Raw genomic sequence first — 22,584 nt, 5'->3', positions numbered from 1 at the left:
TCGAAAGGAAAACCGATGGCGTATGATCTCCTGATCCGCAATGGCCGTATCATCGATGGCTCCGGCATGCCCGGGTATCGCGGCGACATTTCCATCAAGGACGGCAAGATCGCCGAAATCGGCAAGCTGGGCGGCGCGGCTGAGCGGGTAATCGACGCCGAGGGGCTGGTGGTCGCGCCGGGCTTCATCGACAACCACACCCATTTCGACGCGCAGGTAACCTGGGATCCGCTATGCTCCAATTCCTGCGACCACGGCGCCACCTCGGTCATCCTGGGCAACTGCTCGCTATCGCTGGCGCCGGTGCGGCCCGGCACGCGGGAAAAACTGTCCGGCTTCCTGTCCTATGTCGAAGCGATCCCGATGGACGTGCTGAACAAGGTCGATATCTCCTGGGAAAGCGTATCGGAATACATGGACGTGCTGGACAACAGGCTCGGCGTCAATGTCGGCAACCTGATGGGGCACTCGGCCATCCGCTACTACGTCATGGGCGACGCGGCGCAGGAACGCGCGGCGACCGATGACGAGATCGAACAGATGCGCACCATCGTCCGCGACGGCATGCTGGCGGGCGCGCTGGGCCTGTCGATTTCACGCAATGCGGGGCATTTCGATCCGCAGGGCGTACCCGTGCCGGCGTTGTGGGCGGAAGAAAAGGAAATTTTCGCCATCTGCGACGTGCTGCGCGAACTGGGCACCGGCATCATCCAGAGCGGCGGCGGCAACGGGTCGGAGGTGAAGACGGGCCTGATGAGCCGCCTGTCGGAAGCCACCGGGCGCCCCGTCGTCTACAACACGCTGCTGCACAACCTGAAATATCCGGGGCAGTGGAAGGAGCAGATGAAGAAGATCGACGAGACCGTGGCCAGGGGCATCCGCGCCTATCCCATGTGCACGCCGAACGCCATCACCGATTTCTTCAACATGCACAACTGCCAGTCCTTCCGGGGGCTGCCGACCTGGCACCCGATCCTGATCGCGTCGGACGCGGAAAAGCTGCGCGCCTATGCGGACCCGGAAATCCGCAAGAAGCTTCATGAAGAGGCGGTCGAGTTCAAGATCGACTTCACCCCGACCGGCATATCCAGGAAATGGTGGGACCACATCGCCGTGGCGAACGCGGTGCTGCCGAAGAACAAGGGGCTGGAAGGCAAGACCATCGGCGAGATTGCGGCGGCGCAGGGCAAGGGCGTCATCGACGCGCTGCTCGACCTCGCCATCGAGGAAAACCTGGACACCGATTTCCTGCAGAGCGAGGTCAACGCGGACGAGGCGGCGGTCGCCGAAATCCTGAACTATCCGAATGCGCTGATCGGCCTGTCCGACGGCGGCGCGCATGTGCAGTTCCAGGCCGGCTTCGGCTACAGCACCAGGCTGCTGGCCGAGTGGGTGCGCGAGAAAAAGGCCATGTCGCTGGAAACCGCGATCAAGCGGCTGACCTTCGAATCGGCCAATATCTTCGGGCTGCACGACCGCGGGCTGCTGCAGCCGGGCAAGGTCGCGGATATCGTGATCTTCGACCCGGATACGGTGCGGCCGCTGCCGAACGAAGTGGTGCACGATTTCCCCGGCGGCGCCATGCGCATGCGCCAGCCGGCGGAAGGCATCCGCATGACCATCGTCAACGGCAGGGTCCTGATGGAGGACGGGAAGCATGTGGGCGCGCTGCCCGGCCGGCTGCTGCGCAACACCCGTTACCAGGCGAATCCGCGCAACTGAGGCAGTGGGAGGGCTGGTACGCATGCCGTTCGAAGTTGTCCGTACATCCGCCCCTGTCGGCGCTGAAATTCGCGGCGTCGACCTTGCCGCGCCGCTGGGTCCGGCGGCTTTTGCCGAAATAGAGCGGCTGTTCAACGAGCACGGCGTCGTCTTCTTCCGCCGCCAGTTCCTGTCGCCGGAACAACTGCTCGATTTCACCGGCCATTTCGGCGAACAGGCGCTCAACACCTTTTCCGAAACGCATGGCGTGCCGGGGCATCCCGGCGTGGTGGTCGTCTCCAATATCGAACAGGGCGGCCGCGATATCGGGGTGAAGCGGGCGGGCGAGCGCTGGCACAGCGACATGTGCTACACGGCGAACCCGCCGCGCGGGACAATCCTGTGCGCCCATGAAGTGCCGGTGCAGGACGGGCTGACCCTCGGCGACACCTGCTTTGCGGCCACCCATGCCGCGTTTGACGACCTGCCGGACGCCATGAAGCAGCGGATCGACGGGTTGCGCGCCGTGTTCGATTTCGCCGGCAGGGTCCGCGCGGTGCCGGTGACCCCGGCGCAGCGCGCCGCATTCCCGCCGGTCATCCATCCGCTGGCCCGGACCCACCCGTTTACCGGACGGAAGTGCCTCTATGTCATGCGCGACGACTGCACCGGAATCGAGGGCATGGACGACGGCGAGGCGCAGCAACTGATCGCGGCGCTGGCCGACCACATCACCCGGCCGGAATACATCTACCGTCACCGCTGGGAGCCCGGCGATGTGCTGCTGTGGGACAATTGCACCGTGCAGCATATGGCGATCCAGGATTACGACCTGCCCCTGCGACGCCTGATGTACCGCACGACCTTCGCGGCGACGCAACCGCCAGTGTAACGGCCGCCGCTGCGTCCCTGTCAGGCGCGCGGAACAATTTTTTGCGAAATGTGTTAAACTGAAAGGACATGGCACATCTCGACAAACTCAATATCACAAACCGGGTTATCGTCGCGGCGCGGCCGCGACACCGGCGCGACACAGTCGAATACCGCCGCGAGAAACTGATCGCAAGCATCGAGGAACAGATCGAACTGGCGTCGCTGGCGCTGGAAGGGAAGCCGCTTCAGCTTAAACGCAAGCGCGGCCACAATGTTGTGCCGGTGCGGCCGCGGCTATGGTGGAAGCAGGTTCCCGAAGGAACATTCTATACCCAGATCTTCTACAACAAGGTTCCGCTGAAACTCGCACGGCGCGGTACGGCGATTGAGGTGAAGAGCCTGAAGAATCTCCCGGCCGCGTATCGTCACGTCATCCGGGCGGTAAAGGCGGGGGAACTGGACCAGGCCATCGAGGCGGCCTCCCGGAAGTCCCGGCCCTGATCGCATCGCCACGTCCCGCCGAACCTGTCGATCGTTTCGCGCCACGGGATCGGCGTCGATTCCGTGGCTAAGGACGCCGCCACGAAACGCGGCGTGATCGTCACCGGGGCTACCGCTGAATCTCAGAAGAACACCTCGGGCGGGTTGCCGAGCAGCACCTGGCCGATGGTTTCGAAATGCGCGTCGCGGGACTGGATCTGCTGCGACAGGGTGTGGATGTCGCGGAACTGGCGCTGGAACGGCCCGCCCCGGAAGATCGCGCTGACCCCGGCGCGTTTATAGACCCAGTCGGCCACCTCGATGGCGCCGTGTATGGCGTTGCTGGCGGCCAGCCGCACCCGGGCCCGGTCCTCGACCCCGATGGCGCCCTGCGACGGCGCGCGGGCGTATACATCCGCCAGCACTTCCAGCGCATAGGCGCGCGCCGCGCCAAGCCGGACCTCGGCCAGTGCGACGCCGCTCTGGATGGCGGCGCTGTCGGCCAGGCGGCTCAACCCGCGCGGGGTCTTGTCGGCGGCAAGCTGTTTGAAGGCCTCCAGCATCGCATCCGCCGCGCCCAGCGCGACCCCGGCCACGCCGACGGCGTAAAGGGCCTGCATCGGGAAGGCATAGAGCCGCCCCGGATCGCGCCGCGCTTCGGGTTCCTCGCGCGTGCCGGTGAAGGCGTCGGCGACGAACAGGTCCTCGACCGAATAGGAATCGGAAGCCGTGCCGCGCAGCCCTATCGTGTCCCAGGTGTCGATCAGGGTCGACTGTTCGGCGGGAAACAGCAGGGTATGGATCGCGGGCCTGCCGAACCGGTTCAGCCGGGGCGCGCCGCCGGGTTCGGCCACCATGCAGTGCACGCCCATCCAGGTCGCGCTGCGGCAGCCGCTGGCGAAGTCCCAGCGCCCGCTGACCCGGTAGCCGCCGGGTTCGATCGCGGCGACGGTTGCGTTCGGCGGCCCCCAGGCGACAAGGGCATCTTCGGGGCCGAAGACGGTGCGCGCGGTATCCGGCTCCAGATGCGGCGCCAGGAGGGCCGCGCTGTTGGCGACGAACAGGTTCCAGGCGACCGAGGCGTCGGCGCGCGCCACTTCCTCGATCGCCCGCAGATAGACGCCCGGTTCGACCTCGTCGCCGCCGAAGGCGCGCGGCAGCAGCATGCGGGCCATGCGCGCCCCATGCAGCCGGGCCAGCAGGGCGGCGGGCAGGCGGCGCGTCTGCTCGATTTCATCGGCCGCGGCGGCGATATCGCCGGCAAGCGCGCGGGCGCGCGCCACCGGATCGGTTCCGTTGGCCATGGGAATCCCTCCGGCCGCCCTCTTTCGTTACGAGGCTTTCGCCAGCGGCCCGCGCAGCAACTGGCCGGGCAGGGCGCCCGTGTGCTGGTTGTTGCGCAGCACGGTCTGGCCGTTGATGACCGTGGCGGCGATGCCGTCGGCCATCTGCTTCAGTCGCTGGGCGCCGGACGGCAGGTCGTATTCGATGGTCGGCATCTGCGGTTCGATCTTTTCCGGGTCGAAGACGACGATATCGGCGGCCATGCCCTGGCGCAGCAGCCCGCGATCGTGGAAGCCCCAGGCGGTGGCGGTGTCGTAGGTGATCATCTTCACCGCCTGCTCCAATGAGAATTCCTGCTTCTCCCGGACCCAGTAGCTGAGCAGGTGCGTCTGCAGCGAACTGTCCATGATCTGCGAAACATGGGCGCCGGAATCGGAGAACGTCACGACCGAGTTCGGGTCCTTCATGATCTCCAGCGCGTCGGATTCCAGTTCGTTGGCGATGGGCTGGCGGAAGAACGCCTTCAGGTCGGTTTCCAGGCAGATGTCGATGAAGGCGTCGACCGGGTCGACCCCCCGCCCCCCCCCGCTCGCGCGCGATATCCGCCAGCGTGCGGTGCGGGTACATCGCCCTGTCCATGTAATAGAACCAGTCCCATTCGGGCGGCCGGGCCTCGCCGCCGGTGACCGTCTTGTTCGGCGCGGCGCTTTTGGCGGCGTCCACCAGCTTCGCCCGCGTCGCCGGATCCTGCAGCGCCTTCTTCTGTTCGGCCAGCGGCAGCTTGCGGATGTCGCGCCAGACCGGCCAGCCGTCATAGGGAAGCTGGGTTTCAAAGGACAGCACGGTGTTGATCTCGCGCACCTGCACCTGGGTCCAGATGCGCGAGCCGGTCCGGTTGCCCCTGGCGATGATCTCGTACAGGTCGCGCCACAGGCCGGGGCTTTCGCGGCGGGTCAGCGAGCCGAAGGTGATCGGACAGCCGCTTTCCCGCGAGAGGTCCATGAGCGACTGATAGAACGCCTTCTGTTCGTCCATGGTGCCGCGCTCCATGGCAAGCTGGAAAATGCCGCCCCCGGCATCGCCCATGCCGTTGACGATGGCCTGGACCTCGGAGAAGTCGGCCGTCCGGCTGGCGACCGGGCGGTCATCGGGGCGCAGATGCGCCGGGCTGCGCGAGGTGGAAAATCCGATCGCGCCGGCGCGCACCGAATCCTGCACATTGGCGATCATCGCCTTCAGGTCGTCCTCGGTGGCCTGCTCGTCGAAGGCGCGCTCGCCCATCACATAGGTGCGCAGCGCCGAATGGCCGACATAGCCGGCGTAGTTCATGCCCTTGGGCAGCCTGTCGATCACATCCAGGTATTCCGGATAGGTCTCCCACTGCCATTTGATGCCGGCCAGCATGGCGTCGCGGCTGATATCCTCGGCGCGTTCCAGGTTGCGGAAGACATAATCGACCTCTTCCTCGCGGCAGGGCGCCAGGGTGAAGCCGCAATTGCCCATCACCACGCTGGTGACGCCGTGATAGCAGGAGCACGAACCCAGCGAATCCCAGAAAATCTGCGCGTCCATATGGGTATGGCCGTCGACGAAGCCGGGAGTCACGACATGGCCTTCGGCGTCGATCACCTCGTCCGCGGGGGCGTTGATCCGGCCGATGGTCGCGATCTTTCCATCCTTGACGCCGACATCCGCGCGATAGCGCTGGCCGCCGGAACCGTCGATTACCATGCCGTTTTTGACAATCAGATCGTAACTCATCCTTATTTCTCCCCCATCGCTGAAACCGGATATTGCGCGCCGCTATGGCCTGTGCGGCGCGGTAGTCTGCCGATTACTGTGACCCCATCCCGGCGGGTTGGCAAGTAAGGCGGACCCGCCGACCGTCGCGCCTTGCCCCGGCCGGTCTGTTCGCGGTCCGGCGGCGGTGCTAAAACGTGACCCGTCAGGGCTGTCGTCGCATTGGGCGAAAACGTAAAGCTACTAGAGGCTATTAATGCGTATACAGGAAATGCTCGATTCCGCGCTGCAGGACGCGCGCGCCGCGCGGTTTGCGGACGCGGAAAAAAAGCTCCGGCGCCTTCTCGCGGAACCGCTGAAGCCGCAGGATCTCGGCACCATCCAGGGATTGCTCGGGGTTGTGTACGCATCCGGCGGAAAACTGGATGCTGCGATCCGTGAACTGACGGCGGCTTCCGAAAAAAAGCCCGATGACGCGACGATTCTCTCCAACCTGTGCAACTGCCTGAAAGAAGCCGGTAGAACGGATGAAGCCATCGAGACCGGCAGAAAATCCGTCGCGCTGAATCCCCGTTTTGCCGCCGCTCGCAACAATCTGGGCAATGCGCTTCTGGCCGGCGGTGATTTGGATGGCGCCATCGCCAATTTACGCGATGCTGTGCGCATTGAGCCCGGGAACGGCGAGTTCCACAACAATCTGGGTGTCGCTAAAAAAGAGAAGGGCGATTTGGACGGTGCCGCCGCCAGCTACAGGCAGGCTCTTACGCTAATGCCTGGCCTCGCCGCCGCATACAACAACATAGGCATCATCCACCACAGTCAGGGTGACCTCGATGCGGCTGAGGCAATTTTTCGCTTGGCCGTAGAACATGATCCTCATTTCGCCGACGCCCATAACAATCTGGGCCTGGTATTGGGCGCGCGTGGCGACCTTGAAGGAGCCGTCTCCTGTGCGCGCCGGGCGCTGGAGATCAATCCGGATTCCCTCGATGCAAACATTGCCCTGCGGAACGCTCTCTATGCCAACGGTGATCTCGACGACGCTGGAGCCAGCTATCGGGAACTGCTGAAATGGCATCCGGACAATGCGGACTTTAACAATGCATTGGGCGAAATTCTGGCGGAAGGGCATAAGTTGGATTCGGCGATCTCCAGTTACCGCAAGGCGCTGGCGATTAATCCGGGATTTGCCGAGGCTCATAGGAACCTGGGCGATGCGCTGCGTGGCAAGGGAGAATTCGAGCAAGCCATTTCGAGCTATCGTGACGCGCTCCGACTCCGCCCCGATGATACGAACACGCATGAAAACCTTGCATCGGTTTTGGTCCATCTGAAGCGATACGAAGAGGCGCGGCGCAGCTTCGATCAGGCGGATAGCCGGAAGGCGCGGGCGGAGGCGCTGACATGCCTCTACGCACAGCAGCGCTATGACGAGTTCGACAGGCGCGTCCGGGAAACCCTGGACAGAGACAAGCTGAACCTTAGCGTTGCAGCCGCGTGCGGGCATATATACGGCCAGATCGGCCAGGAGGATCCTCACCCTTTCTGTCCCGACCCCCTTGAATTCGTGAGTGTCGGGCAACTCGGCGATCACGTGGATGACCTGGAATCTTACCTGAGGGCGTTAGCCAGGGAATTGCGCGAGGTTCCGGCGTTATGGACGCCTGATTCCCGCACTACGCGTTATGGCTTCCAGACGCATGGCAATCTTTTTTCCAGAGGCAAGGAGTCTGTCGCAGTACTGCAGCGGATTATCGAGCGTGAAATCGCGCTCTATCGCAAACGGTACGATAATCGAAGCTGTCTGTTTCTTGACATGTGGCCGGAGCAACCTGCTCTGACGGGCTGGTCGGTCCGGCTGCATCGGAACGGTCACCAGCGGGCGCATATTCACCCGTCCGGCTGGCTGAGCGGCGTGATCTACGTCGAACTGGTGGATGCCCCGGATCCCGACGACGGCGCCATCGTCTTCGGGCAGTACAGGGATCATTATCCTCTGATCAACCCGGATTATCCGCGCCTGTTGCATCGCCCGCAGCGCGGGGAGATCGTGTTGTTCCCCTCGTCGCTCTATCACCACACCATTCCGATCCGCCGGGACGGCGAACGGGTGACAGTATCGTTCGACCTGGTGCCGGACCGAAGCGGCGAATCACTCCGATGAAGCGGTGCGGGTTCAGCGTTGCCGCCTGTATCATTGCCTTCATCCTAGGCCGCGATGCCGGATCGAAACCGGCGAAAGGCTGGCCGGGGAACGGATTTCGACCATCGGTGTCCTGTTGAAGGAAAACGTCGTCGCCCGCGATACGGTTCGGCAGGCGCTCAGGGTGCCGGAGCGCAAATTGCTGACTGAACGGTTATCGGCCAAGGGAACCTTTGCCCCGCCCGGCCGCGCTTCAATCGACTGCCTGATATTTCCGCCGGCGCATGGCGCCGCGATCAGCGTGCAGGTCAGTAGCGAAATCCCATCGTAACAGGAAAGGATCGAACATGAGCAACGGCAAACCACGGGTGGCGGTGATCGGGACGGGCGGGACGATTTCGTCCGTCGGGCGAAATGCTCTGGACATCGTTCGCTACGGCGAAAACAGGAAGATCTACGAGGTCGACGAACTGCTGAACGCCTTCCCCGAAACGCTGGAACAGGCGGATGTCGTGCCGGTGCGTCTGCGCGCGATTCCCAGCACGGCAGTCGGCCCGTCGGACTGGCTGGCCATCAATGCGAAGATTCATGAACTGGCGGCGGACGATCCCACGCTGGCCGGGATCGTCGTCACCCACGGCACGGCGACGCTGGAGGAAACCGCCTATTTCCTGAACCTCACGGTCAAGGCCGACCTGCCGGTCGTGCTGGTCGGGGCGCAGCGGCCGGCCTCAGGCCTGAGCACCGATGCGGGAATGAATCTGGTCAACGCGATCCGCACGGCCGCCGATCCCGCCGCGCGGGGCCGGGGCGTACTGGCGCTGCTCAACGATGAAATCCACTGCGCCCGCGAGGTCACCAAGACTTCGACCCTGCGCCTGCAGACATTCCGGAGCCCGGATTTCGGCCTGCTGGGACACGCGGATTTCGACCGGATCGCATGGTACCGGATGCCTGAACGGCGGCGCATGCCGGACACCGAATTCGATGCGCGCGGCCTGACAGTGCTGCCCCGGGTCGATATCGCGCTGTCCTATGCGGGGGCCGACGGGACCGTGATCGACGCGTTGGTCGCCGCGGGGGCGAGGGGCATTGTCGCCGCGACGATGGCGCCCGGATCCAGCACGCCGGCGGAATTCGAATCGCTCTGCGCCGCCGCCGGAAAAGGCGTCGTTATCGCCCAGAGTACCCGTGCGGGTAGCGGCAGGGTCGCCGACATTCCCTCCAGGCGCGCGCCGGGCGCGGTGCTGGCGGATAACCTCTCGCCGCAGAAAGCGCGAGTCCTGCTGATGCTGGCGCTGACGGCGACAGCCGACCCGGCCGAGATCCAGCGGATGTTCGACGAATATTGAAGGCGCGTGGCGCCGCGGCGCGATCCGTCCGGCGCTATAGCCTTATAAAGGTTCATTTCCAGTCGCCAGTGGCGCAGGGATGGCAACCCGGACAAATTGCCGCATTACAAATGAGGGAGGCGCCGGTCATTTGATCGTCAATGAGTGTTGCCAAGGGTGGGGGAGTATGCTTATCCTTGCAGAAATAGGGCGAGCCTTGCTGACGTTCGGCGGGGAAAAATAAACGCCGATTTGGACAGGTTATTGTTTGGTGCTCGAAGCCTTGACCGGCTGTTGGGCACAGCAATTGAGGTGTTCGCTTATGGCGCAGGCCACCGAAGCACAGGCCGGGTATGATCCGGCCAAGTATTCCGATGAGGGCAGCATCGGCGGATTACGGAAAATTCTGCGCCGAAAGTCGACAATCGCATTTTTGATGACCTTGCCGCTGATCCTGGTGATCGTCGGGCTTGTCGCGTATCCGTCCGTATATTCGGTCTTCCTGTCGATGTTGAACAAGAAGATGACGGCCTTTGTCGGGATCGACAATTTCACGTTCCTTCTGAAACGTTCGACGTTCCAGATGATCATCTTCCAGACCTGCTTCTTTGCCGTCGTCGCGGTCATCTTCAAGGCCTTTTTCGGTTTCATCCTGGCCCATCTGATGCACAACGTGCCCGGCAAGAAACAGCGCGTCTATCGCGGCTTGCTGCTGCTGCCCTGGGTCATCCCGCCGGCCATGTCGACCCTGACCTGGTGGTGGCTGTTCGATCCGTCCTATTCGGCGTTCAACTGGGCGCTGAACGTGTTCGGCGGGCCGACCATTCCGTGGCTGGGCGAAACCTGGTGGGCGCGTATCGCGGTCATCACGGTCAATGTCTGGGTCGGCACGCCGTTCTTCATGATCATGTACCTGGCGGCGCTGAAATCCGTGCCGGAGCAGCTTTATGAAGCCGCGTCCATCGACGGCGCCTCTGCCTGGCAGAAGCTGATCCATGTCACGCTGCCGATGATGCGGAATATCATTTCCATCACGGTGCTGTTCAGCCTGATCCTGACATTCGCCAATTTCGACATCGTCCGAATCCTGACTAATGGCGGTCCACAGGATACGACGCACCTGTTTTCGACCTATGCCTTCCAGGTCGGCATCCAGTCGGGTGACATACCGCTTGGCGCCGCGGTGAGCCTGTTCATGCTGCCGATCCTCGCACTCTTCGCATACTTCATACTGAACGACGTCACCAAGCGGACCAAGGAAGAGTTGTAGTCATGACGGTCACAACAGCAGCAGTCGCGGACGCCGAAATCACCCGTAACATGGGCGGGAAGAGTCTGAAGAACGAACGGCGCTGGGCGCTTTGGGGCAGCTACGCCGCGCTGACCCTCTTTACCTTCATGTTCCTGATCCCGCCGATCTACACGGTCACCACCAGCCTCAAGACCTCGGAGGAAGTGTCCTCGCGCGATGGCAATCCGTGGCTGATCAAGAATCCGACCCTGCAGAATTTTGTGGAACTGCTTACGGATGACCATTTCCAGGTTTTCATCTGGAATTCCGTCAAGATCACCGCGGTTGTGGTGGTGGTGAGCATGGTCATTTCGATCATGGCGGCCTTTGCGCTGGCCCGAATGCGGTTCTGGGGTAGCGCGGCGCTGGCGACGGGCGTCTTTCTGACCTATCTGGTGCCCGAGAGCCTGCTGTTCATTCCCATGTTCAAGATCATCGGCGCGATCGGCATGATGAACAACACCTGGTCGCTGATGCTGCTGTATCCGACGCTGACGGTACCGTTCTGCACCTGGATCATGATCGGGTATTTCAGTTCGATCCCGAAGGAACTCGACGAGGCCGCGCTGATCGACGGCGCCAGTTACCCGCAGATGCTGATCAAGATATTCATTCCGGTCGCCCTGCCGGGCATTATCGCGGCGACGATCTTCGCGTTCACGGTCAGCTGGGGGCAGTTCCTCTACCCGCTGGCCTTCCTGTTCAGTTCGGACCAGATGGTGCTGACGGTCGGCATCGTCACCGAACTGATCCGCGGCGACGTTTTTGCCTGGGGCAAGCTGATGGCGGGTTCGTTGATCGCATCGCTGCCGCCGGTGATCATCTACGCCTTCCTGATGGACTACTACATTTCCGGGCTGACATCCGGCGCGACCAAGGGCTGATGCCGCAACGCTGCGCGGCTTGGAAAAAGCAGAAAAATTAAAGAAAAGAAACGTGCGTAAACAACTTAACGGGAAACGGCATATAGACAAACAGTAGACAGGGAAGCACAGGATGGCCCAGGTTTCGATCCGCAAAATCTTCAAACTCTATGAAGGCGATGTGCAGGCGGTTAAGGGAATTGATCTTGAGATCGAGGACCATGAATTTGTCGTCCTTGTGGGTCCCTCGGGCTGCGGCAAGTCCACGACCCTGCGCATGATCGCCGGGCTGGAGGATATCTCCGCCGGCGACATCCTGATCGGCGACCGCATCGTCAACGACGTGCCGCCGCGTAATCGCGACATCGCGATGGTTTTCCAGAATTATGCGCTGTATCCCCATTTCAGTGTCTTCGAGAACATGGCCTTCGGCCTCAAGCTGCGGAAGTTCTCCAAGGACGAGATCAAGAAGCGGGTGGACGAGGCGGCGCGTATTCTCGATATCGAATCGCTGCTCGAACGCAAGCCCAAGGCCCTGTCCGGTGGGCAGCGCCAGCGCGTGGCGATGGGCCGGGCGATCGTGCGCAACCCCCAGGTTTTCCTGTTCGACGAACCGCTGTCCAACCTTGACGCCAAGCTTCGCGTGCAGATGCGCACCGAAATCAAGCTGGTCCACCAGAAGGTCAACACGACCACGGTCTATGTGACCCATGATCAGGTCGAGGCGATGACGCTTGCGGACCGGGTCGTCGTGATGAACCACGGCACCATTGAGCAGGTGGGACCGCCGCAGGAACTGTATCATAATCCCAAGACCCGGTTCGTGGCCGGGTTCATCGGCTCGCCGGCGATGAATTTCATTCCCTGCCGCATCGTGCGGAACGGCAGCGGGATCACCGCGCAGCTCAGTGAATCCGTCTCATTGGCGATTCCCGAGGAACGACGCGAACGCTATTCGCCATATTTGGACAAGGAAATGACGATTGGCCTGCGCCCCGAACACATGACCGAGGTGAAGGCCAATCCGAAACCGGGTGTGACGTCGTTGGACGTCAAGGTGGATGTGGTCGAGCCCATGGGCATGGAGACCATGGTGCATTTCATGATCGGTCGTGACGCCATGTGCGCGCGGGTCGAGCCGAATACGCCCGCCAAGGCAAATGCAATGCTGCCGCTCCATGTGGACATGAACAACATGCACCTGATCGATCCGGCTTCGGGCGACGTGGTTTGATATTGGGCGGTCGGATCGTCCGTCCGCTGGTTATGTCAGGAAAAGGCGATGTCGGGCGGATGTCCGGTTGGCTGGAACGGCAGAAACAGGCTCCGCAAGAGAGCCGTGCGACAACAGTATCCGGATCTCCGCGAACCGGCGAGGTCATCCGGTCGGTGATCGACGATCAGAAGTTGAAAACATTGTCTATTTTAGGGAGGTAACGTTATGTCAAAAATGAAAAAAATCACCCGACGGACTGCCTTGAAAGCCACGGCCGGCGCCGTTGGCGCGGCGTCATTACCGCTGGTGCATATGCAGACGTCCCATGCGGCCGGCACACTGAAAGTCGGTATCTGGGATCACTGGGTCAAGGAAACCAACCCGTTCATGAAGGAAATCATGGATGAGTGGGGCGCGAAGAACAAGGTTGAAATCCAGCTCGATTTTATCCCTTCCGCAGGCAACAAGATGATCCTGACCCAGGCGGCGGAAGCGCAGGCCCGGGCCGGCCACGACATCATGGCCTTCGATCAGTACAACACGCATCAATACGCGGACAAGCTGATCAACGTCGACGATGTGGTCAAGGGACTGATCAAGCAATATGGCCCCGTCAGCAAGGCCACCGAATATCTCGGCATCGTCGATGGCGAATGGAAAGGCGTTCCGGTGGCGTGGGGTTCGGCGCCGTTGCCGGTCGTCGCCCGCATTTCGCTGCTCAAGAAATACGCGAATGTGGACGTGACCGAATGGTATCCGGCCAGGGACGAGACGACCGCGGGTTCGGAAGAGTGGACCTATGAAAAGATGCTGGAAATCGCCAAGGCCTGTCACGCCGGCGGCCAGCCCCTTGCGCTCGGTTGCGGCTCGAACAGCACCGACGCCAACCAGACCTGGGGCGCGACCTTTGGCGCCTTTGGCGCCCATCTGACCGATGCCGACGGTAATCCCACGGTCGATTCCGACCCGGTGAAAGAGGTGCTGGATTATGTCGCGCGGATTATCCCGTACCTGCCGGCGGAACAGATCAGCTATGACGACGGCGCCAACAATCGCGCGCTGATTTCCGGTCAGGCCTCGATGATCTGGAACCCGCCAAGCGCCTATGCGGTGGCCAAGCGCGACAAGCCGGAAATCGCGGAGGATTGCTGGCACTTCCCGAACCCGAAGGGCAAGATGGGCCGTCTCGTGCCGCATCGTCCGTATATGTGGGGCGTCTGGGAATGGGCGAACAACCAGTCGGCCGCAAAGGATCTGATGACCCACGTGATGCAGCGTGAAAACGTCGAAAAAACCTCCGTACCGGCGGCCGGTTACGACATTCCGCCATTCGTCTCCATGTCGGACTTCGACGTCTGGAAGGAAATCGGCCCGCCGCAGGGGACGATCTACAACTACCCGCTGAAGGCGCATCACAAGGCTGACCATTATATCGTCGGTTCGAATGCGCCGGTCGAAACGGCCGTGCAGATTTGGAGCCGCTATATCTATCCGTCCATGGTGGCGCGGATGGTGCAGGGCAGGACAGCGGCGGAAGTGATCGCCTGGGCGACGGAAGAAATCGAAGGCTTCCGGTAAGGCAGGGTTACGCATCGCGGCGGGTTTCGCTTCGGGAGGAAGCGGGACCCGCCGCATGCGGTTCTTTCCATTTCACTCCATTCGCTTGCGGCGCAACGCGTATTGAGCGCGCCTGCCGATGCCAATAGACTGACCTGATTCAGGCTGTTGGGAGATGCGATCAGATGGCGCCGTTTCTGGACGATACTCAGGTCATTCAACGGGTTCTCGACCATGTCGATGCGAAAAGCACCGATCTGGGCGACGAGGTCTGGCGCGAGCCGGTGGAAAATTACCGGTCGGCGGAACGCTTCGCCCGGGAAGTGGCGCTGCTGCGGCGGCTGCCGCTGGTTTTCTGTCCGTCCGCCGCGCTGCCGGAAAACGGCAGCTACGTCGCGCGGACCTCGGCGGGTACGCCGCTCATCGCGGTGCGCGGCGATGACGGCGTGGTCCGCGCCTTCCGCAATGCCTGCCGGCATCGCGGCATGGCAGTGGCGGAAGGCAGCGGCAGCGCACGCGCCTTCGTCTGCCCCTATCACGCCTGGGCCTACGGGCTGGACGGGCGGCTGAAACATATTCCCGGCGACCAGGGCTTTCCAGGCCTCGCGATGGAAGAACACGGGCTGGTCCCGGTCAGGGCGACCGAGCGCGGCGGGCTGGTCTTTATCACGCAGGACGCGCCGCTGTCGGACGGCGCGCTGGAAACCCTGCCGGACCTGATCGTGCCGGGGCAGGAGGTGTTCGAGCATGTCACCATCACCGATGAATCGAACTGGAAGCTGCTGCTCGAAACCGGGATGGAGGGGTATCACATCAAGTCGCTGCACAGTAAAAGCTTCTACCCCTACGGTTTCGACAACCTGAACGTCGTGGAAACCGACGGCCCCAACGCCCGCGTCACCTTTCCCTTCCGGCGCATCGGCAAGCTGCGCGACATCCCGGCGGCGGAACGCCGCGCCGCGGGCATGGTGACCTATGCCCATCAGATATTCCCCAACACGCGGCTGTCGATGCTGTCCAGCCATTACCAGATGGTCATCCATGAACCGGTCAGCCCCGGCGCCTCGCAGATGGTGATTTACCGGATGCGGACGCCGCTGACGGGCGATGCGCCCGACGCGGTGGAAAAATCGAACCGCGACGCGGATTTCGTCAAGGACACGGGCGTGATCGAGGACCGCGCCGCCGCCTGCGCCATCCAGCGCGGCATGGCGGCGAACGCCAATACCCACTTCACCTTCGGGCGCTACGAGGCGGCGGCGGTGCATTTCCACCGGCACCTGGATGCGCTGCTGGAAAAGACGGGGTGAGCGGAGATATAGGTTAAGTATGCTGTCCCTTTAATTGGCGGGTCACCTGCCTAACGGTTCACAGGAAAGGTTCCGCCATGTTCCGCGCCATCCCGCTGCTGTTCATTGTCGTCGCGATCTGGAATGTCCTCGTCTTCATGACCGGCACGCCGCTGAATGCGATGGCGCTGTCCTTCGGCCTGCCCTCGAATACGGTCCTGACGATCACGACCGGCGAGGCGCTGGTCGGGCTGGGCCTGATCCTGCTCTACTTCGAGATCCTGAAATCGACCCGCACCACCGGCGCCTCCATCGCCGACCACGCCCTGTCGATGGCGCTGTTCGTGGCGGCGCTGCTGGAACTCATCCTCGTCCCGGCCATGGGCACCGGCAGCTTCGCCCTGATCGTGCTGCTGACCCTGGTCGATGTCATCGCGGGATTCACCGTGACGATCTCCACCGCGCGGCGCGATATCGGGTTCGGCGGCGACCGGCTGGGGTAACAACCGTCCTGCAGGGCCGTCTGGCAGTTGCCCTGCCGCCGGCCTCGATCACCGATGCGTCGGGCGGGCTGGCGGAGGAGCTGTCCTACGATCCGCATGGCAAGCGGCGCTATGTGACGGACTGGCTGGACGCCACATCGCAGGTCGTGGCGACGGCCACGAAGCGCGGCTTCACCGGGCATGAGATGCTGGACGATGTGGGGCTGGTGCATATGGGGGGCCGGGTCTACGACCCGACGCTGGGGCGCTTCCTGTCGGCGGACCCGCACGTGCAGTCGATCCAGAACCCGCAGGCGCTGAACCGCTACAGCTACGTGCTCAACAACCCGCTGTCGATGACCGACCCGTCCGGCTTCTTCTTCAAGGGGCTGTTCAAGGCGGTCAAGAAGCTGTTCAGCAAGGTGTTCAAGAACAAGATTGTGCGGATGGCGGCGTCCATCGGTGTAGCTTTCATTCCAGGGATAAATGCCTTCGCGGCGGGCTTCATCTCGGGGATGATATCGTCCGGCGGCGATATCAGGGCGGGGATAATCGGGGCACTCTCGGCGGGCAGCCTGGATGCCATTGCGGGGGAGGCGTTTGCCGATGCCTTTGGGGAGTTGGCAAACGTCGCCCAAACCGTCGCCAGCGGCGTTGTGGGCGGAATTGGCAGCGAGTTGCAGGGCGGCAGTTTTGTATCCGGCTTTGCCGCCGCGGCATTCACGCGGGGATTTGCCCCGGTCGCCAGCAAGATCGCACAAGGAAACAAGGCTATTGGAACGGTGCTCTCCGCGGTGTCCGGTGGCGTGGCAGCTGAACTTGGCGGTGGGAAATTTGCGAATGGCGCGATAACGGGCGCGTTTACTTACGTGGCGTTCCATGTGGCAAAAGGAGTGAGAAGGGATGCTGGTCGAGAAGTGCAACCATCTGGTTCAGATAGGAGAAATCCCAATAGACAGTTTGCGCAAGCTGGGATTCAAGCAACTGATGCAACACCGCCAATCGTTACGTTGTACCGAACGGTTGATATGGGGGAGTTAAATTCCTTGATGATAAATGACATGAGGCTGCTGCCAAGTCCGAATGGTGCCATGGTGAAATATTTTTGGCAGGATCCTGTCACCGCGACGGCATTCGGTAATAGTCTTGCAACCAACGGGAAGGGATGGTTTGTTCCTCCGCTGCATGTTATTAGTGCACAAATTCCGTCAAATCTACTCGACAATAACATGTTCATTTCACTTGCAGATATACCGGCGATGGGTCGTGTGACAGCGATTGCTCTCCCAAATAATTTGCTGTCATATATGGGTAAGGCGCAGATTGTGGGCGCCATTCCACTTCCGCAATGACGCTGATAGGAAGGCACGTATGAGCGAATATCAGGCGATCATTACCTATAGGGAACCTCGACATTTTGCCAGAGACGCTCGCGGTGAAATCATTCCTTCCGGTGAAATGATCCGATTTGAAGGCAAGGTCTTGGTTGCTTACATTCGGCCAGAGATCGATCTGGATGCAAAGAAGGGAGCGCCCTTCAATGGCCAAATTCTGTTTGTGAGTGAGCTTGAAAAAGCGCGTCCATTTGAGTCTGGACAAGAACTTGAAATCGTTTCAACGAACACTCGTACATTGCAGGTGATCGGGCACTGTGTGATTCAAGAAAAGAAACAATAAGTGTGTAGCCGGGGTAGCTCATTCTTATACTGGGCGGGGTCAGGTCTTGTTTTGTGCGTGATAAACCTTTTTAACGCACCCGCCCCAGCCGCACGCTGACCAGTCGCACCTCGCCGCCGCCGGGCGGTGAGACAATGACCGTAACGCGGTAGGGGATGAGCGGGGCGGTGTCGGTTTGCGGCAGGGGGCGGTCCGGGTCAAAGGGCGCCACCGCGATGCGCCAGCGCCCGCCCGACGCGGTCCTGCCGGCGGCGTCTTCCAGCGGTAGTTCCACCCCCAGCCGCGCCAGCAGGTTCTCCGCTTCCGCTGTTGCCTCGGCAATACCCGCCACCCGCGCCGTACGGCGCAGCCCGTCCGCGTAGATGCCGTAGGCGGCGCCCAGCACCCCCGCCAGGATGGCGAAGGCGACCAGCGCCTCGATCACCGTAAACCCGCCTTCCGTCCCGCGCCGGGGCGGGCGGGCCGGCTGGCGCCGGCGGCTAATCCTCCACATCGACCCGACCGGTCAGCCAGTCGACCGATACCCTGATGGCCGGTCCCGTTGTCGCCGCGACATTGTCCCCGCCGGCCATCCGCGCCAGGGTCAGGTGCCCGCCGGTGGCGCTGCCATCGGGGTAGAAGCGGATCGCGCCGAGCCTGCCGGTAACGGCTTCCTGCTGCGCGGTATAGCGTCTACCGGAATTCAAACTCCCGGTACCCGCCTTCCGCCACCGCGTCCGCCTTCTTGCGGTAGCGCACGGCGCCGCCGTTATAGCCCAGCACGCGCGGCACCTGCTTGCCCGCGACATTCCGGTTCACGCCGGTCTGCCAGGAGGCGATCTTGCTGGAGAGCAGCTTTTCGCTGGCCCGCTCGACCGCGCCGGCCCATTCGTCGACCGCTTCCTTGCGCGGTTCGGCCCTTGTGTGGCCGTTCTCGCGCATGAAGCGGATCATGCCCGTGATCCAGTCGACCAGTTCCTCGATATTGCGCGGGATATTGCCGCGCGCGGTATGCGGGCCCAGCACCATGAACAGGTTGGGGAAGCCCTCCGCCTGCACGCCCAGCAGCGTGCGCGGGGTCGCCCGCCAGTCGTCCTTCAGCCGCCGCCCGCCGGGGCCGCGGATGTCGATGCGGTCATAGGGGCCGGTGACGCCGTCGAAGCCGGTGGCGTAGATCAGGATGTCGAATTCGTGTTCCGTGTCGCTGGTCCGCACGCCCTTTTCCGTGATGCGCCGGATCGGCGTCGCGTTGATGTCCACCAGGGTCACGTTTTCCTGGTTGTAGACTTCGTAATAGCCGCTCTCCAGCGGCAGGCGGCGCGTGCCGAAGCCGTGGTTCTTCGGCGTCAGCAGGTCGGCGATCTTCGGGTCATGCACCCGCTGGCGGATCTTCTTTGCGACGAATTCGCTGACCAGCGCGTTGGCTTCCTCGTCGATCATCATGTCACGGAAGTTGCCCATCCAGATGCCGAAGCCCGGCTCGGAATACAGCTTCTCCCAGAAGGCCTCGCGCTCCTCCGGCGGTGTCTCCAGCGTCGTGCGCGGGTCCGGGTTGTGGATGAAACAGGCCACCGTCTCGCGGCAGCGGGCGAAGATTTCGTCATAGCGCGACTTGATATCCGCCTGTTCCTCCGGCGTGATCGGCCGGTTGTGCAGCGGCGCCGCCCAGTTCGGCGTGCGCTGGAAGACGGTCAGGTGGCCGACATCCTTCGCGATGGTCTGGATCGCCTGGATCGCGCAGGCCCCGGTGCCGATGATGCCGACCCGCTTGCCCGCAAGGTCGACCGGCTCATGCGGCCAGCGGGCGGTGTGGAAGGCGCGACCCCTGAAGTCGTCGCGCCCCGGAATGTTCGGCAGGGTATAGGCGGAAAGGGGGCCCAGCCCGGTGATCAGGATCGGCGCGCTGGCCTGCTCGCCGTTTTCCAGCGTCACGGTCCAGCGGGTGGCGTCATCGTCGAAATGCGCGGATTGCACGCGGCTGTTGAAGCGCATTTCGCGGCGCAGGTCGAACCTGTCGGCGACATGGTTCAGGTAGCGCAGCGTATCCGGCTGGGCGGCAAAATGCTCCGGCCAGTCCCATTCCTGCAGCAGTTCCTTCGAAAACGAAAACCCGTAGGACCAGCTTTCGGAATCGAATCGCGCGCCCGGATAGCGGTTCCAGTACCAGGTCCCGCCAACATCGCCGCCGGTCTCGAACACCCGCACCTTCATGCCCAGTTCGCGCAGCCGGTAGAGCTGGTACATGCCGGAAATACCGGCGCCGATGATGATGGCGTCGAGGTCGGTATCGCTGACCGTGACGGGAGTCCGCGTGGCGTGAGTCTGTGAGGTGGTCATGGGCGTCGTGGGTCCGTTTATGGGCATGGAACGTATACCGCCGCCATTTAACGTCCCTGCCGACACGCGCGCAATCCCGCTATCCGCCGTCATTGACATAACATATATTTGTACATACAACTTATCATGCCCTTCGAATGGGATGAGCGCAAGCGCGGCAGCAATCTTGCAAAGCACGGGATTGATTTCGTCCGGCCCGTTCTGGAACGGCCCGATAGCCGGGGGCCCTACAGCGAATCCAGATGGATCGCCGTCGGTCACTGGGACGGATTTTACATGGTCGTGATTTATACCTGGCGCGGCGGAAGCCGCCGGATTATTTCGGCGTGGAAGGCAGGACGACATGAGCGGGAAGCATATGACAACCGTATCGGTGGATGATCTGGCGGACATGCCCGACCGGACACGCGAGAATGCGCCCGAAGGCGAAACCCTGGGCGCGGATTTCTGGAAGACGGCGAAAGTCGTATTCCCGGACGGACCGAAAGAACGTCTTACGGTGCGGTTCGACCGCGATGTGGTGGCGTGGTTCAAATCGCAGGGGCGCGGATACCAGACCCGCATGAATGCCGTCCTGCGATCATATTACGAGGCGCATGAAAGCGAGCGAAACGAGCGGTAGCTCACTCGCCTGCTTCAGGCACGCGCTTCACGACGGCCCCGGATCATATCCGCGCCTTTTTCCGCGATCATGATCGTGGATGCGAACGTGTTCGCCGACGGCAGCCTTGGCATGATCGAGGCGTCGATGACGCGCAGCCCCTGTACGCCGTGCACCCGCAGTTCGTCGTCCACCACCGCGCCGCGCGCCGGGTCCGGGCCCATGCTGCAGGTGCCGACCAGGTGGTAGCCGGTATTGCCGCGCCGCCGGGCAAAGTCGAGCAACTCGTCGTCGCTTTGCGCCTGCGGCCCGGGCAGGGTTTCCGCATCGAAATAGGGCGCCATTTGGGGGCTCTTCATCAGCTCGCGGGCGAGGCGCAGGCCGGCCAGGGTGATCTGCCTGTCGACCTCCGCCGAAAGGTAATTCGGCTGGATGACCGGCGGGTCGGCCGGATCGGATGAGCGGGCGCGGACATGGCCGGTGCTTTCCGGACGCGGCTGGGCGGCGCCGCAGGTCATGCCCGGATAATCGTCCAGCACATAGGTCTTGCCGTCCTGGTAGCTGCCGGGCGTGAACAGGATGCGCATGTCGGCTTCTTCGAGATCAGGGTGGGACTTCGCATGCACGAAGGCGATGGTCGGGCACAGCGCCAGCACGCTGGGCTTGCCGCGCAGCCATTTGATCACCTCCAGCGGCAGGCGGGGCCATCTGGCGTATTCGTTGATGGTCAGGACATTTTTCGCCCGCGCCACCATCCGCACCGAGTAATGGTCGCGCAGGTTCTCGCCGACGCCGTCCAGCGCCGCCCGCACCGGCACGCCGAGTTCGCCCAGCAGCTTCGCCGGGCCGATGCCGGATATCTGCAGCAGCTTCGGCGAATTTGCGGCCCCGGCGCTGACGATCACCTCGCGACGCGCCCGCACCGCCTGGTCGCCGCCGGACCCGTCGCGGTAGCGCACGCCGGTGACTTTGGCGCCGTCCATTTCCAGGTTCACGACCTGCGCGCGGATGCGCAGCGAGACGGTCCTGCGGCGCAGGGCCGGGCGCAGGAAGGCCCTGGCCGCGCTGACGCGCCTGCCTTCGTGGATGTAGCGCTGGAAATAGCCGGACCCGAACTGGAAGCCGGAATTGTAATCCTTCGCGCGTGGAATCCCCATGGCCCCGGCGGCATCGAGGAAGGCTTCGGCGACCGGGTTGATCCAGTCGCTGTCTGTAATGGGCAATTCGCCGCCGCGCCCGCGCACCCGGTCGTCGCCCGCGCCGATCCGGGTTTCGGACCGTTTGAAATAGGGCAGCAGGTCCTCGAACCCCCAGCCGCGATTGCCCATCTGCGCCCAGGTATCGAAATCCGCCGCCTGGCCCCGGTTGTAGACCATGCCGTTGACCGAGCTGGAGCCGCCGACCACCCGGCCCTGGGGAATGGCGAGACTGCGCCCGCCGAGCGATTCCGAAGGTTCCGTCATGAAGGGCCACAGGAAGCGGTCGCCATAGAGGGTTTTCACGAATCCGGCCGGAATGGCGATGAAGGGGTGGCGATCATTCCCGCCGGCTTCCAGCACGCAGACACTGGTCACGCCGTCCTCGCTCAACCGGTTGGCCAGCACGCAGCCCGCCGCCCCCGCGCCGATGATCACATAATCGAAACTGTCCATGCCTCCGCCTTGCCCTTTCGCAACGTTCCGCGTCCAAGGGTAAACACCGGGAGCCGCGCACTCAATCCGCCCGCCATTGCCCCATCGG

Annotated in this window: 22 protein-coding genes; 16 read left to right on the top strand and 6 right to left on the bottom strand. The window is 62.7% G+C overall.

Annotated features, from left to right (window positions below; all coding sequences use genetic code 11):
* Nucleotides 1-15: 15 nt before the first annotated feature.
* The 3 genes from WD767_10830 (at nt 16) to WD767_10820 (ending at nt 3,075) form a co-directional block, all read left to right on the top strand.
* Entirely contained in the window at nt 16-1,722 is a 1,707-nt protein-coding gene (locus tag WD767_10830) for an amidohydrolase family protein (protein MEX2616581.1), read from the top strand.
* A gap of 22 nt (nt 1,723-1,744) precedes the next feature.
* Nucleotides 1,745-2,593: a TauD/TfdA family dioxygenase gene (locus tag WD767_10825; protein ID MEX2616580.1), complete on the top strand. Its 849-nt coding sequence runs from the start codon at nt 1,745-1,747 to the stop codon at nt 2,591-2,593.
* A 68-nt stretch (nt 2,594-2,661) separates the two neighbouring features.
* Entirely contained in the window at nt 2,662-3,075 is a 414-nt protein-coding gene (locus tag WD767_10820) for a DUF6641 family protein (protein ID MEX2616579.1), read from the top strand.
* A gap of 122 nt (nt 3,076-3,197) precedes the next feature.
* Here WD767_10820 and WD767_10815 read toward each other — a convergent pair whose 3' ends face one another.
* Complete coding sequence (locus WD767_10815; protein MEX2616578.1) at nt 3,198-4,358, bottom strand: acyl-CoA dehydrogenase family protein; 1,161 nt, start codon at nt 4,356-4,358, stop codon at nt 3,198-3,200.
* Nucleotides 4,288-6,099, bottom strand: a complete 1,812-nt coding sequence (locus WD767_10810; GenBank protein MEX2616577.1) for an amidohydrolase family protein — start codon at nt 6,097-6,099, stop codon at nt 4,288-4,290. The genes WD767_10815 and WD767_10810 overlap by 71 nt, the downstream gene beginning before the upstream one ends.
* A gap of 235 nt (nt 6,100-6,334) precedes the next feature.
* On the opposite strand from WD767_10810, the gene WD767_10805 reads away from it, so the two are divergent.
* The 11 genes from WD767_10805 (at nt 6,335) to WD767_10755 (ending at nt 17,927) form a co-directional block, all read left to right on the top strand.
* Nucleotides 6,335-8,242: a tetratricopeptide repeat protein gene (locus WD767_10805; GenBank protein ID MEX2616576.1), complete on the top strand. Its 1,908-nt coding sequence runs from the start codon at nt 6,335-6,337 to the stop codon at nt 8,240-8,242.
* A 4-nt stretch (nt 8,243-8,246) separates the two neighbouring features.
* Nucleotides 8,247-8,552, top strand: a complete 306-nt coding sequence (locus WD767_10800; GenBank protein MEX2616575.1) for a hypothetical protein — start codon at nt 8,247-8,249, stop codon at nt 8,550-8,552.
* Nucleotides 8,553-8,568: 16 nt separating this feature from the next.
* Nucleotides 8,569-9,573: an asparaginase gene (locus WD767_10795; GenBank protein MEX2616574.1), complete on the top strand. Its 1,005-nt coding sequence runs from the start codon at nt 8,569-8,571 to the stop codon at nt 9,571-9,573.
* Between the two features lie 301 nt (nt 9,574-9,874).
* The gene (locus WD767_10790; GenBank protein MEX2616573.1) at nt 9,875-10,822 is read left to right on the top strand and encodes a sugar ABC transporter permease; all 948 of its coding nucleotides are present in this window, start codon (nt 9,875-9,877) and stop codon (nt 10,820-10,822) included.
* A gap of 2 nt (nt 10,823-10,824) precedes the next feature.
* Entirely contained in the window at nt 10,825-11,727 is a 903-nt protein-coding gene (locus tag WD767_10785; GenBank protein MEX2616572.1) for a carbohydrate ABC transporter permease, read from the top strand.
* Between the two features lie 112 nt (nt 11,728-11,839).
* Nucleotides 11,840-12,940 (top strand): sn-glycerol-3-phosphate ABC transporter ATP-binding protein UgpC, encoded by a 1,101-nt coding sequence (gene ugpC, locus WD767_10780; protein MEX2616571.1) that lies wholly within the window; start codon nt 11,840-11,842, stop codon nt 12,938-12,940.
* Between the two features lie 207 nt (nt 12,941-13,147).
* A complete protein-coding gene (locus WD767_10775; protein MEX2616570.1) occupies nt 13,148-14,500 on the top strand; it encodes an ABC transporter substrate-binding protein in 1,353 nt (450 codons plus the stop codon).
* Nucleotides 14,501-14,664: 164 nt separating this feature from the next.
* Nucleotides 14,665-15,789 carry an aromatic ring-hydroxylating dioxygenase subunit alpha gene (locus WD767_10770; protein ID MEX2616569.1) on the top strand — a complete coding sequence of 375 codons (1,125 nt, stop codon included), beginning with the start codon at nt 14,665-14,667 and terminating at the stop codon, nt 15,787-15,789.
* Between the two features lie 77 nt (nt 15,790-15,866).
* Nucleotides 15,867-16,271, top strand: a complete 405-nt coding sequence (locus WD767_10765) for a hypothetical protein (GenBank protein MEX2616568.1) — start codon at nt 15,867-15,869, stop codon at nt 16,269-16,271.
* Nucleotides 16,208-17,602: an RHS repeat-associated core domain-containing protein gene (locus WD767_10760; protein MEX2616567.1), complete on the top strand. Its 1,395-nt coding sequence runs from the start codon at nt 16,208-16,210 to the stop codon at nt 17,600-17,602. Before WD767_10765 ends, WD767_10760 begins: the two co-directional genes overlap by 64 nt.
* Nucleotides 17,603-17,621: 19 nt before the next feature.
* Complete coding sequence (locus tag WD767_10755; GenBank protein MEX2616566.1) at nt 17,622-17,927, top strand: hypothetical protein; 306 nt, start codon at nt 17,622-17,624, stop codon at nt 17,925-17,927.
* Nucleotides 17,928-17,997: 70 nt separating this feature from the next.
* Here WD767_10755 and WD767_10750 read toward each other — a convergent pair whose 3' ends face one another.
* Genes WD767_10750 through WD767_10740 form a run of 3 tightly spaced genes read right to left on the bottom strand, consistent with a single transcriptional unit; the run spans nt 17,998 to nt 20,243 of the window.
* A complete protein-coding gene (locus WD767_10750) occupies nt 17,998-18,420 on the bottom strand; it encodes a hypothetical protein (protein ID MEX2616565.1) in 423 nt (140 codons plus the stop codon).
* Entirely contained in the window at nt 18,407-18,613 is a 207-nt protein-coding gene (locus WD767_10745; protein ID MEX2616564.1) for a hypothetical protein, read from the bottom strand. The genes WD767_10750 and WD767_10745 overlap by 14 nt, the downstream gene beginning before the upstream one ends.
* The gene (locus WD767_10740; GenBank protein ID MEX2616563.1) at nt 18,600-20,243 is read right to left on the bottom strand and encodes an NAD(P)/FAD-dependent oxidoreductase; all 1,644 of its coding nucleotides are present in this window, start codon (nt 20,241-20,243) and stop codon (nt 18,600-18,602) included. The genes WD767_10745 and WD767_10740 overlap by 14 nt, the downstream gene beginning before the upstream one ends.
* A 126-nt stretch (nt 20,244-20,369) precedes the next feature.
* Between WD767_10740 and WD767_10735 the strand changes: the two genes are divergently transcribed.
* Together WD767_10735 and WD767_10730 are read left to right on the top strand one after the other, a co-directional pair.
* Nucleotides 20,370-20,624 (top strand): BrnT family toxin, encoded by a 255-nt coding sequence (locus WD767_10735; GenBank protein MEX2616562.1) that lies wholly within the window; start codon nt 20,370-20,372, stop codon nt 20,622-20,624.
* A complete protein-coding gene (locus WD767_10730; GenBank protein ID MEX2616561.1) occupies nt 20,587-20,865 on the top strand; it encodes a BrnA antitoxin family protein in 279 nt (92 codons plus the stop codon). The genes WD767_10735 and WD767_10730 overlap by 38 nt, the downstream gene beginning before the upstream one ends.
* Nucleotides 20,866-20,879: 14 nt before the next feature.
* On the opposite strand, the gene WD767_10725 is transcribed toward WD767_10730, so the two are convergent.
* Entirely contained in the window at nt 20,880-22,496 is a 1,617-nt protein-coding gene (locus tag WD767_10725; protein MEX2616560.1) for a GMC family oxidoreductase N-terminal domain-containing protein, read from the bottom strand.
* Between the last annotated feature and the right edge of the window lie 88 nt (nt 22,497-22,584).

The organism is Alphaproteobacteria bacterium (assembly GCA_040905865.1).
GTDB lineage: Bacteria > Pseudomonadota > Alphaproteobacteria > UBA8366.
The sequence above is the reverse complement of the archived record's forward strand: the minus strand, read 5'-3'. Positions and strand labels throughout refer to the sequence as shown.

Bases quoted from the DNA above. Each gene is read 5' to 3' on its own strand.
- WD767_10805 (MEX2616576.1), top strand. From the start codon at position 6,335: ATGCGTATACAGGAAATGCTCGATTCCGCGCTGCAGGACGCGCGCGCC.
- WD767_10810 (MEX2616577.1), bottom strand. From the start codon at position 6,099: ATGAGTTACGATCTGATTGTCAAAAACGGCATGGTAATCGACGGTTCC.
- WD767_10790 (MEX2616573.1), top strand. From the start codon at position 9,875: ATGGCGCAGGCCACCGAAGCACAGGCCGGGTATGATCCGGCCAAGTAT.
- ugpC (MEX2616571.1), top strand. From the start codon at position 11,840: ATGGCCCAGGTTTCGATCCGCAAAATCTTCAAACTCTATGAAGGCGAT.
- WD767_10795 (MEX2616574.1), top strand. From the start codon at position 8,569: ATGAGCAACGGCAAACCACGGGTGGCGGTGATCGGGACGGGCGGGACG.
- WD767_10725 (MEX2616560.1), bottom strand. From the start codon at position 22,496: ATGGACAGTTTCGATTATGTGATCATCGGCGCGGGGGCGGCGGGCTGC.
- WD767_10770 (MEX2616569.1), top strand. From the start codon at position 14,665: ATGGCGCCGTTTCTGGACGATACTCAGGTCATTCAACGGGTTCTCGAC.
- WD767_10825 (MEX2616580.1), top strand. From the start codon at position 1,745: ATGCCGTTCGAAGTTGTCCGTACATCCGCCCCTGTCGGCGCTGAAATT.
- WD767_10730 (MEX2616561.1), top strand. From the start codon at position 20,587: ATGAGCGGGAAGCATATGACAACCGTATCGGTGGATGATCTGGCGGAC.
- WD767_10750 (MEX2616565.1), bottom strand. From the start codon at position 18,420: ATGTGGAGGATTAGCCGCCGGCGCCAGCCGGCCCGCCCGCCCCGGCGC.
- WD767_10815 (MEX2616578.1), bottom strand. From the start codon at position 4,358: ATGGCCAACGGAACCGATCCGGTGGCGCGCGCCCGCGCGCTTGCCGGC.
- WD767_10820 (MEX2616579.1), top strand. From the start codon at position 2,662: ATGGCACATCTCGACAAACTCAATATCACAAACCGGGTTATCGTCGCG.
- WD767_10765 (MEX2616568.1), top strand. From the start codon at position 15,867: ATGTTCCGCGCCATCCCGCTGCTGTTCATTGTCGTCGCGATCTGGAAT.
- WD767_10830 (MEX2616581.1), top strand. From the start codon at position 16: ATGGCGTATGATCTCCTGATCCGCAATGGCCGTATCATCGATGGCTCC.
- WD767_10755 (MEX2616566.1), top strand. From the start codon at position 17,622: ATGAGCGAATATCAGGCGATCATTACCTATAGGGAACCTCGACATTTT.
- WD767_10775 (MEX2616570.1), top strand. From the start codon at position 13,148: ATGTCAAAAATGAAAAAAATCACCCGACGGACTGCCTTGAAAGCCACG.
- WD767_10740 (MEX2616563.1), bottom strand. From the start codon at position 20,243: ATGACCACCTCACAGACTCACGCCACGCGGACTCCCGTCACGGTCAGC.
- WD767_10735 (MEX2616562.1), top strand. From the start codon at position 20,370: ATGCCCTTCGAATGGGATGAGCGCAAGCGCGGCAGCAATCTTGCAAAG.
- WD767_10785 (MEX2616572.1), top strand. From the start codon at position 10,825: ATGACGGTCACAACAGCAGCAGTCGCGGACGCCGAAATCACCCGTAAC.